Here is a 14,329-nt window from a genome sequence, read left to right on the forward strand (position 1 = left end):
CAGATCGAACCACGCCCTCAGGACGTGGGGCCACCGCACGGGCCGCAACCACCCCCTGAACCACCCGATCAGCCTGCCGACGGCGCGCCTACCTGCGGCGTCGCAGCTCTCGGGGTGGTCGCGGGCAGTCCGACGACGAGGGCTCTCAGGCCGCTGACGGTGCCCCGGACGGCGGGCACGACGCAGCGCCACGGGCGCAGCAGCTGGCGGCGCCCGCCACGCAGCACCACCTGCCGCGCGTAGCGGGGCGAGTGCAGCGCCCAGCGCACGCGGCCGCGCGCGCCCAGGTTGCGCGCGGCGAACACGAGACGGTTGCGGGTGTTGAAGAAGTAGTAGAGCGGCGACTTGCTCGGCGAGCCCGCGCCGGCCTGCGTCCCGCCGGCGTCGTGCACGCAGCGCAGGTCGCGTGCGACGTCGACCCGGCCGCCCGCAGCATGCCACCGCCACGCGACGTCGACGTCCTCCCAGTACAAGAAGTAGTCGCTCGCGAAGCCGCCCAGCGTCTCCCACGCGCCGCGCGCCATCGCGAGGCACGCGCCCGTGAGCCACGCGAGCCCGGACGACGACGCCGCGCCGGTCGGCATGCCCGTGCGGCGGTCGACGTAGCCGATCGTGAAGGCGGGCCGACCGTCGCCGTGCACCATCTGCGGCACGAGGAGCAGGGACTCGTCCTCCTCGACCCGTCGCGCGAGCTCGTCGGCGTCCTCGACGGACACGCGCGCGTCAGGGTTGAGCAGCACGATCGCGTTCGGCTCGGTGACCGTGCGGGCCGCCGCGACGCCGGCCGCGCAGCCGTCGCCGAAACCGAGGTTGTGGTCCGGCTCGACGAGCAGCCAACCGTGCTGGTCCGCGAGGGACCGCACACGGGCGCGCTCCTCGGTCGTCGTCGGGTTGTCCACCACGACGACGGTCCAGCCCGGCGTGCTCGCGCGCCCCCAGGCCGCGAGGTTCTCCGCGAGCAGGGCGGACGACCCGTAGCTCACGACGACGAGTGCTCGGCTCATGCCCCCTCCAGTCTCGCGAACGTTCCCTGAGCAACGTTCACGCTAGCCGGGCTCGTCCGCCCCGGGCGGGCTCGCCCTGGGTGAAGGACGGGTGACGCACGGGTGAGGTTGCGCGACACCTGTGCGCCGCAGGCGTCGGCCGGGAGCACGATTCAGTCACCTGTCAGCCGCGTGCTGACGGCGTCGCTCGGGGGAGGACACAGGATGAATCAGGACAAGGTCCGCGCACAGGGGCGCCGGACGAGGACGACGAGGGTCGTCGCGATGGTCGCGACCGCCCTCGTGCTCGGTGGGTGCACCGGGCAGTCGCAGGACGCGCCGACCGCCGCGTCCAGCGCGACGCCGTCGGCGACGGCAGGGGCGGGCGCGACGTCCGGCTCCACGCAGGCCGAGGTGCCCGCGCCGCCGACCGACCTGCCGACCGAGCCGTCGGACCCGAAGAAGGCTCCCGAGCCGCTCGACCCGGTCAAGCGCAAGAAGGGGAAGCCCGTCCAGCTCGACGAGAAGGCCACGATCACGAAGGGCGTCGTCGCCCGGGTGACGAAGGTCGAGGAGGTCGAGGGCGAGGCCACCCTCCCCGGCGAGGTCGCCGGCGACGCTCTCCGGGTGACCGTCACCGTCACGAACGACACGGACGAGGCCCTCGACCTGTCGGGCGCGATCGTCAACCTCTACCTCGGCGCGGACGAGACGCCCGCGACCACCCTGTCGGGGCCGGGTGTCGACCCCTTCCCCGCGTCCGCCGCCGCAGGCAAGAAGGCCTCCGGGACGTACGTCTTCCGCGTCGCCGAGCGCGACGTCCCCGTCCACGTGGAGGTCGACGTCGCCGCCGACCTCAAGGTTGTGGCGTTCGAGGGAGACGCGTGATGCGCGCCTCCAGCCCCACCTCACCTCAGTCCGCACGAACCGCGCACGACCGCGACGCACAGAAGCTCGAGGACATCATGATCCGTCTCCACCGTCCCCGGAGGGCCCTGCTCGCGGCTCTCTCGGCGCTCGCGATCCTCTTCCTCGGGGCGCTCGTGCCGACCGCCGCCCAGGCCGCGCCGACCTCTGACACCGGTACCGGCGTCGTCGGCCCCCCGCGCAGCTCGAAGCCGGAGGTCGCAGGCTCCGCGAGCCTGCCGACCGCCCAGATCAACGGCGTCGCGTGGTCGCAGGTCGTCGTCGGGAACACCGTGTACGTCGGTGGCGAGTTCACGTCGGCCCGCCCGCCGGGCGCGGCCGCGGGGACGAGCGAGCAGGTCCGAGGCAACCTCATGGCGTTCGACGTCCGCACGGGCGCGCTCCTGCCGTGGGCGCCGAAGGCGAACGCGCAGGTCCGCTCGGTCGCTGTCTCCCCGGACGGCTCGACCCTGTACGTCGGCGGCAGCTTCACGTCGATCGACGGTCAGGCCCGCTACCGCGTCGCGGCGTTCAGCACCGCGACCGGCGAGCTGCTGCCGTTCCGACCCGTCGTCAACACGACCGTCCTGAGCGTGTCCGTGTCGAGCACCGCGGTCTTCATCGGTGGCTCGTTCACCGCGGTCAACGGCATCGCCCGGTACAAGGTCGCCGCTGTCGCGCCGGGGGCCGGCACGACGACGCTGCCGTTCGACGCAGGGATCGACAACCGCGGCGTGCAGGCCGTCGAGGTGTCGCCCGACGGCTCCGCGGTCGTCGTCGCCGGCAACTTCACGTCTGTCCGTGGCTCCTCGAACCCCGGATACGGCCTCGCGCGCTTCGACGCCGCGACCGGCAACCTCCTGTCGCTGCCCGCCAACTCGCAGATCCGCAACGCCGGCGACGAGTCGGCGATCCTCAGGCTCTCGAAGGACAGCGAGAACTTCTACGGCGTCGGCTACCACTTCGGTGCCGGCGGCAACGTCGAGGGCGTGTTCGCCGTCTCGTGGGCCGACGGCACGCTCAAGTGGGTCGAGGACTGCCACGGTGACTCGTACGACGTCACGCCGTTCGAGGACGCGGTCTACGTCGCGTCCCACAAGCACTACTGCGGCAACAGCGGCGGCTTCCCGCAGACCAACCCGTGGCGCGTCAACCGCGGCACCGCGGTCACCAAGTACGCGACCGGCACGAACGTCCCCGACATCTACGGGTACGCGGACACGCAGGGCCAGCCGCACCCGGAGATCCTCGACTGGTTCCCCGACCTGAACACGGGCTCCTACACGGGCCAGGGCCAGGGCGCCTGGGCGATCGCGGCCGGCAGCGGCTACGTCATCATGGGCGGCGAGTTCACGCGCGTGAACAACACCGCCCAGCAGGGCCTCGCTCGCTTCGCCTCCCGCAAGACGACGCCCGACACGGACGCGCCCCGCTACGGCGGCGCCCAGTCCGCGCTCCGCGCGGTCTCGCCGGCGTCCGGGACGGTCGTCGTCTCGTGGCCCGCGAACTTCGACCGCGGCGACGAGGAGCTGACGTACCGCCTCGTGCGGAACGACAACAACACCGTCCTTCAGGAGCGGACGGTGACAGCCTCCTTCTGGAAGCGGCCCACGATGTCCTACGTCGACACGGGCCTCGCGCCCGGTTCGACGCCGCGCTACCGCGTCCGCGCGATGGACGCCGCGGGCAACAACGTCTGGTCGGAGTGGGTGACCGTCACGGTCGCCTCGAGCGGGTCGTTCTCGACGTACGCCCGCACGGTCGCCGAGGACGGGCCGTCGAGCTACTGGCGGCTGTCCGAGGCGAGCGGGACGACGGCTGCCGACCTCACGGGGACGCGCCCGCTGACGACGCGCGCCGGCGTGACCCCGGGGTCCGCCGGTGCGGTCGCCGGCGACAGCAACACGGCCATGACGTTCTCCGGGTCGAGCAACGGTGACGCCGTCCACTCGACGAGCGAGCCCGCGCCGATCGAGTTCTCGGCGGAGGCATGGTTCAGGACGAGCACGACCCGCGGCGGCCGCATCATCGGATTCGGCTCCGCGAGCTCAGGCACCTCGGGCACGTCCGACCGGCACGTCTACATGGACAACTCCGGACGTCTGCACTTCGGCGTCCAGGCCAACGGGCGCAACGTCGTCTCGTCGCGCGCCTCGTACAACGACAACGCCTGGCACCACGTGGTCGCGACGATGAGCCAGGCCGACGGGCTCGCGCTCTACGTCGACGGCGTCCGTGTCGCGCACCGCGACGACGTGCGCACAGCCGACGCCTACAACGGCTTCTGGCGTCTCGGCGGCGGCAGCCTCTCGAGCTGGGCGAGCGTGCCGACGAGCGTGTGGTTCGCCGGTGCGATCGACGAGGCCGCCGTCTACGACGGCCGCGTCCTGACGCCGCAGCAGGTGCGTGAGCACTACGCGGCCGCAGGCGGCACGGTTCCCGCGTACACGGCTCCGAGCGACGCCTACGGCGCCGCGGTCGCGGCTGCGGACCCGCTGCTCTTCTGGCGCTTCGCCGAGACATCCGGCTCGGCGGTCGCCGACTCGGGCCCGCTCGGCAAGCCCGGCACGCTGTCCGGGACCGCGGTGCGCGGCGAGGCCGGCGCGATCAGGGACCTGAACAACGCGTCCATCCGGTTCACGAACCGGGCGCACGTCTACGACGCGCAGGCCCAGGCCAACCCCACGAAGTTCTCGACCGAGGCGTGGTTCAAGACCACGACGACGCAGGGCGGTCGCATCGTCGGCTTCGGCAACTCGACGGCCAACACGTCGACGAGCTATGACCGGCACACGTACATGCAGGACGACGGCCGACTCGTCTTCGGCATCTACCGCGGCGCCGAGTACCGCGTGACGTCGTCCACCGCGTACAACGACGGTCAGTGGCACCACGTCGTCTCGACGCTCGGCGACAACGGCATGCGGCTGTACGTCGACGGCGTCCTCGTCGGCACCAACCCGCAGGTGCTGCCGGAGAACTACACGGGCTACTGGAGGGTCGGCGGCGACAACACGTGGGGCTCGTCCTCGCAGACGCTCATCGGCTCGATCGACGACGTCGCCGTCTACGGCGCGCCGCTCGACGCGCAGACCGTCGCGCTGCACCACGCGCTCGGCGCGACGGGCGAAGAGCCGAACGCGGCGCCCACCGCGTCGTTCACCACGGACGTGACCAACCTCGGGGTCGCGGTGGACGCTTCCGCGTCGAGCGACCCCGACGGGACGATCGCCTCCTACACGTGGGCGTTCGGCGACGGTGAGACCGGTACCGGTCGCACCACGACGCACACCTACGCCGCAGCGGGCACGTACACGATCACCCTCACGGTCACGGACAACCGCGGCGCGACCGCGCAGACCACCAGGAACGTCACCGTGGCACCCCCGGTGCCGAACGTGGCGCCGGTGGCGGCGTTCTCGTCGGCGGTGGACGGGTTGGAGGTGGGCTTCGATGCGTCGGGTTCGTCTGACTCGGACGGGACGGTCGCGTCGTACGCGTGGGACTTTGGTGACGGTGAGAACGGCACGGGTCGTACGACGTCGCACACGTACGCGGCGGCTGGGACGTACTCGGTGAAGCTGACGGTGACGGACGACGACGGTGCGACGGGCACGGTGACGCACCAGGTCGTGGTCGAGGAGCCGGACGTGGAGGAGCCGCCTGCGGGCGCTCTGGCCGTGGACGGCTTCGCCCGGTCGGTGACGTCGGGCTGGGGTTCGGCGCAGACCGGTGGTGACTGGACGGTCACGAGCACGGCGTCGACGCTGTCGCGGTACTCGGTCGCTGGTGGTGAGGGTCGGATGTCGTTGACCCCGGGTGCGACGCGCTCGGCCTTCTTGCGGTCGGTGTCCTCGACGTCGACGGAGATCCAGACGACGGTGTCGATGGACCGGCTGCCTGCGGGCAACTCGTTCTTGACGATCGCTGGTCGTGCGATCGGCACGAGCGGTTATGTCGCTCGCGTTCGGGTGGCGACCGACGGTGGCATCCAGCTGCACGTGGGTCGTGGCATCTCGTCGATCACGGCGCTCAACGGTGGTGTGGTCGAGGGGCTGACGCTGGTGCCGGGCGAGAAGCTGCGGGTGCGGGCGCAGGTGACGGGCACGTCGCCGACGACGGTGCGCGCCAAGGTGTGGCGTGACGGTGACCCGGAGCCGGCTGCGTGGCGGGCGACGGCGAACGACTCGACCGCTGACCTCCAGGAGGCTGGTGGGGTCGCGCTGCAGGCGTACGTCGGTGGCACGACCGGCAACCCGGACGTCCTCGTCGCCTGGGACGACCTCTGGGCCGGCGCTCCCGACGGGTTCGGCGGCGGCGGGCAGCCCCCGGTGCCGAACGTGGCGCCGGTGGCGGCGTTCTCGTCGGCGGTGGACGGGTTGGAGGTGGGCTTCGATGCGTCGGGTTCGTCTGACTCGGACGGGACGGTCGCGTCGTACGCGTGGGACTTTGGTGACGGTGAGAACGGCACGGGTCGTACGACGTCGCACACGTACGCGGAGGCTGGGTCGTACTCGGTGAAGCTGACGGTGACGGACGACGACGGTGCGACGGGCACGGTGACGCACCAGGTCGTGGTCGAGGAGCCGGACGTGGAGGAGCCGCCTGCGGGCGCTCTGGCCGTGGACGGCTTCGCCCGGTCGGTGACGTCGGGCTGGGGTTCGGCGCAGACCGGTGGTGACTGGACGGTCACGAGCACGGCGTCGACGCTGTCGCGGTACTCGGTCGCTGGTGGTGAGGGTCGGATGTCGTTGACCCCGGGTGCGACGCGCTCGGCCTTCTTGCGGTCGGTGTCGTCGACGTCGACGGAGATCCAGACGACGGTGTCGATGGACCGGCTGCCTGCGGGCAACTCGTTCTTGACGATCGCTGGTCGTGCGATCGGCACGAGCGGTTATGTCGCTCGCGTTCGGGTGGCGACCGACGGTGGCATCCAGCTGCACGTGGGTCGTGGCATCTCGTCGATCACGGCGCTCAACGGTGGTGTGGTCGAGGGTCTGACGCTGGTGCCGGGCGAGAAGCTGCGGGTGCGGGCGCAGGTGACGGGCACGTCGCCGACGACGGTGCGCGCCAAGGTGTGGCGTGACGGTGACCCGGAGCCGGCTGCGTGGCGGGCGACGGCGAACGACTCGACCGCTGACCTCCAGGAGGCTGGTGGGGTCGCGCTGCAGGCGTACGTCGGTGGCACGACCGGCAACCCGGACGTCCTCGTCGCCTGGGACGACCTCTGGGCCGGCCAGCCGTGACGGGAGCAGCAGCACCCGTCGGGGTGACGGTAGGGATCCTCACCTTCCGTCGCCCCGACGGTCTCCGCGAAGCCCTGCCGCGCCTGCTCGAGCAGGTGCGGCAGGTGCCCGGTGCCGAGCTCCTCGTCGTCGACAACGACGACGTGCCGAGCGCACGCGACATCGTCGCCGAGCGCGAGGCCGCGGGGGACCCGGTCCGGTACGTGCACGAGCCCGACCCCGGGATCGTCTCCGCGCGCAACCGCGCCCTCGACGAGACGACCGGCGACATCCTCGTGTTCATCGACGACGACGAGATCCCGTCGCCCGCCTGGCTGCGGACGATGCTCGCGACGCACGAGGAGTACGGGTGCGCCGCGGTCGCAGGTGCCGTCGTCGCGCAGTTCGAGCAGGAGCCCGACCGGTGGATCGCGGAGGGCAAGTTCTTCGAGCGCAAGCGCTACCCGACGGGGACGCGCGTCCCCGCCGCCGGCACGGGCAACCTCCTGCTCGACATGCGGCTCGTGCGCGAGTGGGGGCTGCGGTTCGACCAGGCCTTCCGCTTCACGGGAGGCTCTGACACCGCGTTCACGAGCGAGATCGTCGCCCGCGGCGGGGAGATCGTCTTCTGTGACGAGGCGAGCATCGTCGACATCGTGCCGGTCGAGCGCGCCACGCGCTCGTGGGTGCTGCAGCGGGCGTTCCGCAACGGCAACGCTCGCGCGCGCGTGCACCTGCTCGGCGTCCGCTCGCGCGGCGCCGCGCTGCGCGGACGGGTGAAGCTCGCCGTCCAGGGCGCTGCACGCGTCGCGGGCGGAGCGGTGCGGTCGCTCGGCGGGCTCGCTACCCTCGACACCGGCCTGCGGGCCCAGGGGGCACGGACCGCCGTGCGCGGCGCCGGCATGGTCGCGGGCGCGGTCGGGAGCGTCTACCAGGAGTACCGTCGGTGACGGTCGCGCGCCCGTGAGCGTGCGCACGGACGCGAAGGGGAGCGCGATGGCGACAGTGCAGACGACGGGCGTGTCCCCGGCGTCCCACCTGGCTCGTCGCGGCGTCCCCGTGCTCAGCGTCGTCGACGAGGTGGCGCTGCGTCACCGCCTGCGGCTCACGCAGGGCGCGTCCGCGTTCCTCGTCCTGATCGTCGGCTCCTGGTACTCGGTGCTCGGCGGCCTGACCGCGGGCACCGCGCTCACGATCGCGGTCCTGCCCGTCGTCGTCCCTGCCGCGCTGCGCTTCCGCGGCGCCGGTCTGCTCCTGACGGTCGGCGCGCTCGCCGTCGCGAACGGGCTCGCGCTGTCGGCGCTCGCGCAGGTCGACCACGTCGTCATCCGGAGCGTCACGCGCGACGCGGCGATGCACGTCGTCGGCATCGTCGTCGGCGTCGCCGCGGTCCTGTGGGCGCGGAGCGTGTGGGGCGACGCGTGGGTCGCGCTGTTCTTCGGCGTCGGCATGCTGATGGACGGCGCGCTGGGCCCGACCGGCTCGAACGCGTGGAAGTTCGCGTACGGCCTGCCGGTGACGGTCGTCGTGATGTCGCTCGCGTGGCTCACGCGCCGCTGGTACGTCGAGGTGGGCGGGCTGCTCCTGCTCGCGGGCGTCTGCGCGGTGCAGGACAGCCGGTCGATGTTCGGGCTCCTGCTCATGGCCACGGCGCTCGTCATGTGGCAGGCGTGGCGGCGCCGGTCGCGACGGCGGCGGTCGGCGCGGAGCCTGCTCGTGCTCCTCGCGGTGCTCGGCGCGGGCGTCTACCAGCTCGGCAAGGCGCTCGCGCTCGAGGGGGCGCTCGGCACGGCCGCAGCCGAGCGGTCGGCCCGGCAGATCGAGCAGTCCGGTTCGCTCCTGGTGGGTTCACGGCCTGAGATGGGCGCGACCTTCGCGCTCGCCGAGGCGCGACCGTGGGGCTTCGGGTTCGGCGTCGTGCCGAACGGCCTCGACCTGCGCGCGGCGAAGGGCGGCATGGCCGAGCTGGGCTACGACCCGGACAACGGCTACGTCCACCGCTACATGTTCGGGCGGGGGATCGAGCTGCACTCCGTCGTCGGCGACCTGTGGGCGTGGGCCGGGCTCCTCGGGCTGCTCCTCGCAGCCGTCATGACCGTCCTCCTCGTACGCGGCCTCGTCACCCGTCTCGCGGCGGGTGTCGCGAGCGGCCTCCTCGTCGCGCTGACGCTGCGCTGCCTGTGGGACATGTTCTTCGCGCCGGTCTACTCCTCGATGTCGATCCTCGCTCTCGCCCTCGGCCTCGCGCTGCCGCTGGCCGCAGCGCGTGCGCGGCGCGATCCCGCACCGGCCCGGAGGGTCGCGCTCCCAGGGAGCAGGGTCGCGGCGCACACGTAGACTGGAACGTCGCCCACCCGCTCCCCATGCTCGAGGAAACCCATGTCGCTCACCGGTGTCCTTTCCCTGCTGCGACAGGATCCCGCGGTCGCGGCGGCGCTCGAGCACGTGCACGCGCGCGGCGAGCTCGACGTCGTCACGCCGTCGGGTGCGCGCCCTCCGCTGCTCGCGCTCCTCGCGGGCGCGCACGGCCAGGACGACGCGGCCGTCCAGGGCGCGCGGCCCCTCGTCGTCGTCACGGCAACGGGCCGCGAGGCTGACGACCTCGCCGCCGCGCTTGCGTGCTACCTCCCGCACGACGACGTCGCGGTGCTCCCCGCGTGGGAGACGCTGCCGCACGAGCGGCTGTCACCCCGCAGCGACACGGTCGCGCGCCGCCTCGCCGTCATGCGCCGCCTCGCGCACCCGACGCCGGAGCACGGCCCCGCGGGCCCCGTCCGCGTCCTCGTCGTGCCCGTGCGCGCCCTCATGCAGCCGGTCGTCGAGGGCCTCGGGGACCTCGACCCGGTCCAGCTCGCGGCCGGCCAGCAGGCGGACCTGACCGAGGTCGCCGAGCAGCTCGTCGCGGCCGCGTACACGCGCGTCGACATGGTCGAGCGGCGCGGCGAGTTCGCCGTCCGCGGTGGCATCCTCGACGTCTTCCCGCCGACCGAGGACCACCCGCTGCGCATCGAGTTCTGGGGCGAGGAGGTCGAGGAGATCCGCTGGTTCGCGGTCGCCGACCAGCGCAGCCTCGAGATCGCCGAGCACGGCCTGTGGGCGCCGCCGTGCCGCGAGCTCCTGCTGACCCCCGAGGTGCGCGAGCGCGCCGCTGCGCTCATCCCGCAGCTCCCGGGCGCGACCGAGATGCTCGACCGCATGTCGCAGGGCATCGCGGTCGAGGGCATGGAGTCGCTCAGCCCCGCGCTCGTCGACCGCATGGTCCCGGTCCTCGACCTCGTCCCGGACGAGTCGCTGCTCGTCCTCTCCGACCCCGAGCGTGTGCGCCGCCGCGCGCACGACCTCGTGTCGACGACGGAGGAGTTCCTCGCGGCCGCCTGGACCTCCGCGGCCGCGGGCGGCTCCGTGCCGATCGACCTGTCGGCGGCGTCGTTCATGTCGCTCGCCGACCTGCGCGCGATCAGCGCGCGCCGAGCGCTCGGCTGGTGGACCCTCAGCCCGTTCGGGCAGGGCCCCGAGGAGGACGACGTCGAGCCGGGCCTCGAGACCGACGGCGCGACGCTGCGCATGCGCGCGCGCGACGTCGTCGCGTACCACGGCGACGTCGAGCGGGCGCTCGACGACGTGCGCGGCCTGCAGCGCGCCGGGTGGCGCCTGGTGCTCGCGACCGAGGGCCCCGGACCGGCGAAGCGCATGGCCGAGCAGCTCGGCGCCGCCGAGACCGCGGCCCGCCTCGTCCCCGACGTCCCGGCGGCGCCCGAGGGCGGCGTCGTCCACGTCGTCACCGCGTCCGTCGGCGCGGGCTTCGTCGACGAGGAGCTGCGCCTCGCGGTCTTCTCGGAGCAGGACATCACCGGTCGCGCCGGTGCGACGACGAAGGACATGCGCCGCATGCCGTCGCGGCGGCGCAACGTCGTCGACCCGCTCTCGCTGCGCGCGGGCGACTACGTCGTCCACGAGCAGCACGGCGTCGGCCGCTTCGTCGAGCTCGTGCAGCGCACGCTCGGCTCGGGCGCGAACGCGGCGACGCGCGAGTACCTCGTCGTCGAGTACGCGTCGTCGAAGCGCGGGCACCCGGGCGACCGCCTCTTCGTGCCGACCGACCAGCTCGACCTCGTGACGAAGTACACGGGCGGCGAGGCGCCGACGCTCAACAAGATGGGCGGCTCCGACTGGTCGCGCACCAAGGCGAAGGCGCGCAAGCACGTCAAGGAGATCGCCGGGGAGCTCGTGCGCCTGTACTCGGCGCGCATGGCGACGCAGGGGCACGCGTTCGGCCCTGACACGCCGTGGCAGCGCGAGCTCGAGGACGCGTTCGCCTACGTCGAGACCCCCGACCAGCTCGCGACGATCGAGGAGGTCAAGGCGGACATGGAGAAGCCTGTGCCGATGGACCGCCTCGTGTGCGGCGACGTCGGCTACGGCAAGACCGAGATCGCGGTCCGCGCGGCCTTCAAAGCGGTGCAGGACGGCAAGCAGGTCGCCGTGCTCGTCCCGACGACGCTGCTCGTCCAGCAGCACTTCGACACGTTCTCCGAGCGCTACTCGGCGTTCCCCGTCAAGGTCCGCGCGCTCTCGCGCTTCCAGACGGACGCCGAGGCGAACGCGGTGCTCGAGGGGCTCAAGGACGGGTCGGTCGACGTGGTCATCGGCACGCACCGCCTCCTGTCCGGCTCGGTCCGTTTCAAGGACCTCGGCCTCGTGATCGTCGACGAGGAGCAGCGCTTCGGCGTCGAGCACAAGGAGACCCTCAAGCAGCTGCGCACCAACGTCGACGTGCTCGCCATGTCTGCGACGCCGATCCCGCGCACGCTCGAGATGGCCGTCACAGGCATCCGGGAGATGTCGACCCTCCAGACGCCGCCCGAGGAGCGCCACCCCGTGCTCACGTACGTCGGCGCGTACGACGACAAGCAGATCACCGCGGCCATCCGCCGTGAGCTCCTGCGTGAGGGCCAGGTCTTCTACGTCCACAACAAGGTCGACACGATCTCCAAGACGGCTGCGCGCCTCCAGGAGCTCGTCCCCGAAGCACGCATCGCGACCGCGCACGGCAAGATGAACGAGGCCCAGCTCGAGCAGGTCATCATGGACTTCTGGGACCGGAAGTTCGACGTGCTCGTGTCGACGACGATCATCGAGACGGGGCTCGACATCTCGAACGCGAACACGCTCATCCTGGAGCGCGCGGACGTCCTCGGACTGTCGCAGCTCCACCAGCTGCGCGGTCGTGTCGGGCGTGGCCGCGACCGCGCGTACGCGTACTTCCTGTACCCGCCGGAGAAGCCGCTCACGGAGACGGCGCACGACCGCCTCGCGACGATGGCCGCCCACACCGACCTCGGTGCGGGCATGCAGATCGCGATGAAGGACCTCGAGATCCGCGGCGCGGGCAACCTGCTCGGCGGCGAGCAGTCGGGCCACATCCAGGGCGTCGGCTTCGACCTGTACGTGCGCATGGTCGGCGAGGCGGTCGCCGCCTACCGCGGCGACGCGGAGGAGGAGGCACCCGAGGTCACGATCGAGCTCCCGGTCGACGCGCACATCCCGCACGACTACATCGCGCACGAGCGCCTGCGCCTCGAGGCGTACCAGAAGATCGCTGCCGCGCAGACGTCGGCCGCGCTCGACGAGGTGCGTGCCGAGCTCACGGACCGCTACGGCGCGGTGCCGGAAGTCGTGTCCGCGCTGTTCGACGTCGCGGCGTTCCGCAACCACGCGCGCGCGGCGGGCCTCAGCGACGTCACCGCTCAGGGGAAGTTCGTGCGGTTCGCGCCGGTCGACCTGCCGGAGTCGGCGACGCTGCGCCTCAAGCGCCTGTACCCGGGGACGGTGCTCAAGCCGGCGATCCGGGCGGTCCTCGTGCCGTTCCCGACGACCGCGCGCATCGGTGGCCGTCCGCTGCGGGGTGCCGAGGTGCTGACGTGGGCGACCGAGCTGATCGACGCCGTGATCGGCGGCTCCGTGTCTGCTGCGGCGGGCGTCGGCACCGCGGGCGCCTCGGGCTCCGCTCGCTGAGCCCGGCGTCGCTGAGCCGGAGGTCGCTGAGCCCGGGGCGCTGAGCCTCGCGTCGCCGCGCCTGGCGTCGCTGCGCCCCACGGCGAGCGCCCGGCGTGGCTCGCCTGCGGACCAGCCTGGCGCGCGGGCGAGCCGCGCGCGGTGCGCGAATCACCCCACGGGCCACCCCGCGAGGGGTGTCTGCTGCTCCGTCCCTGCTCCTAGCGTTGAGGTGCGCACCCGAGGGGCGCAGACCGACGGGGGAGCACGTGGGACAGATGGTACGGGGGCGCCGAGAGCGCCCTGTGAAGGGCACGGGTGTGGTCGGCTACGCCCCGGGAGCGTGGGACCTGTTCCACGTGGGGCACCTCAACGTCCTGCGTCATGCCGCAGCGAACTGCGACTACCTCATCGCGGGCGTCGTCGACGACGACATGCTCGAGCAGGCCAAGGGCCGTCGGCCGGTCGTGCCGGTGCACGAGCGCGCGGAGATCGTCAGCCACATCGGTTACGTCGACGAGGTCTTCATCGAGACGCAGCCGGACAAGCTCGAGACGTGGCGGCGCTGCCAGTTCGACGTGTTCTTCAAGGGGGACGACTGGCGCGGCACGCCCAAGGGCGACGAGCTCGAGCAGCGCTTCGCCGACGTCGGCGTCCAGGTCGTCTACTTCCCGTACACGGTGCACACGTCGAGCACGAAGCTCCGCCGCGCGCTGACGCTCCTCGAGTCGCCTGCCGAGAGCATCGAGCAGGTCGCCCTCGAAAGCTGAGCCCGGAGCCGCACGCACCGCGTAGTCCTGCACGCACCGCGTAGTCCTGCACGCACCGCGTCGTCCTGCACGCACCGCATCGTCCTGCACGAACCGCGTCGTCTCGGCGGCGCGCACCCGGCAGGTCGTCGTCCGGACGAGTCGCGCCGCGTCCGCCTGGTCGCGGGGGGCGCGATCGGGTCGCCCGACCCGGCCCCTGGGGGTGACCCCGGGCGACGGCGGGGTGAGGGCGCCCCTCGTCCGGCACCCCAGCGCCCGGGCCCCTGTGCGAGCGTGCCACGGGCACGCCCGCAACCTGGTGATACGCGCCCCGGCAAAGGTCACCTTCGACCACCCTGTGTCTCGCCCGCCCGTCTCGGACGATCACCCTCGCCTCGCCTCGCCGACACCTGTTTCGCCGCTGGTGACGTCAGTAGTTTTCAAGTGCGGGGAGCGGTGCGGGGTGCAAGGC

At 72.5% G+C, this 14,329-nt stretch carries 7 protein-coding genes; 6 read left to right on the forward strand and 1 reads right to left on the reverse strand.

Features of this window, described 5'->3' with window-relative positions; genetic code table 11:
* Nucleotides 1–68: 68 nt before the first annotated feature.
* Nucleotides 69–1,004, reverse strand: a complete 936-nt coding sequence (locus ATL41_RS11230; protein WP_098458548.1) for a glycosyltransferase family 2 protein — start codon at nucleotides 1,002–1,004, stop codon at nucleotides 69–71.
* Between the two features lie 204 nt (nucleotides 1,005–1,208).
* Here ATL41_RS11230 and ATL41_RS11235 point away from each other — a divergent pair, with 204 nt between their 5' ends.
* The 6 genes from ATL41_RS11235 (at nucleotide 1,209) to ATL41_RS11260 (ending at nucleotide 13,878) form a co-directional block, all read left to right on the forward strand.
* Nucleotides 1,209–1,871: a hypothetical protein gene (locus tag ATL41_RS11235; RefSeq protein WP_098458549.1), complete on the forward strand. Its 663-nt coding sequence runs from the start codon at nucleotides 1,209–1,211 to the stop codon at nucleotides 1,869–1,871.
* Complete coding sequence (locus ATL41_RS13625; protein WP_143556619.1) at nucleotides 1,871–7,135, forward strand: PKD domain-containing protein; 5,265 nt, start codon at nucleotides 1,871–1,873, stop codon at nucleotides 7,133–7,135. Before ATL41_RS11235 ends, ATL41_RS13625 begins: the two co-directional genes overlap by 1 nt.
* Nucleotides 7,136–7,158: 23 nt before the next feature.
* A complete protein-coding gene (locus ATL41_RS11245) occupies nucleotides 7,159–8,064 on the forward strand; it encodes a glycosyltransferase family 2 protein (RefSeq protein WP_245854786.1) in 906 nt (301 codons plus the stop codon).
* Between the two features lie 46 nt (nucleotides 8,065–8,110).
* On the forward strand, nucleotides 8,111–9,451 hold the full coding sequence (locus ATL41_RS11250) for a hypothetical protein (protein ID WP_143556620.1): 1,341 nt from the start codon (nucleotides 8,111–8,113) through the stop codon (nucleotides 9,449–9,451).
* 42 nt (nucleotides 9,452–9,493) lie between these two features.
* Nucleotides 9,494–13,129, forward strand: coding sequence for a transcription-repair coupling factor (gene mfd, locus ATL41_RS11255; protein ID WP_098458553.1), 3,636 nt, complete (start codon nucleotides 9,494–9,496; stop codon nucleotides 13,127–13,129).
* 299 nt (nucleotides 13,130–13,428) lie between these two features.
* The gene (locus ATL41_RS11260; protein WP_245854788.1) at nucleotides 13,429–13,878 is read left to right on the forward strand and encodes an FAD synthase family protein; all 450 of its coding nucleotides are present in this window, start codon (nucleotides 13,429–13,431) and stop codon (nucleotides 13,876–13,878) included.
* Nucleotides 13,879–14,329 lie beyond the last annotated feature (451 nt).

This window comes from Flavimobilis soli (genome assembly GCF_002564025.1).
Classification (GTDB): Bacteria; Actinomycetota; Actinomycetes; order Actinomycetales; family Cellulomonadaceae; genus Flavimobilis; species Flavimobilis soli.

Bases quoted from the DNA above. Each gene is read 5' to 3' on its own strand.
- mfd (WP_098458553.1), top strand. From the start codon at position 9,494: ATGTCGCTCACCGGTGTCCTTTCCCTGCTGCGACAGGATCCCGCGGTC.
- ATL41_RS11235 (WP_098458549.1), top strand. From the start codon at position 1,209: ATGAATCAGGACAAGGTCCGCGCACAGGGGCGCCGGACGAGGACGACG.
- ATL41_RS11250 (WP_143556620.1), top strand. From the start codon at position 8,111: ATGGCGACAGTGCAGACGACGGGCGTGTCCCCGGCGTCCCACCTGGCT.
- ATL41_RS11230 (WP_098458548.1), bottom strand. From the start codon at position 1,004: ATGAGCCGAGCACTCGTCGTCGTGAGCTACGGGTCGTCCGCCCTGCTC.
- ATL41_RS13625 (WP_143556619.1), top strand. From the start codon at position 1,871: ATGCGCGCCTCCAGCCCCACCTCACCTCAGTCCGCACGAACCGCGCAC.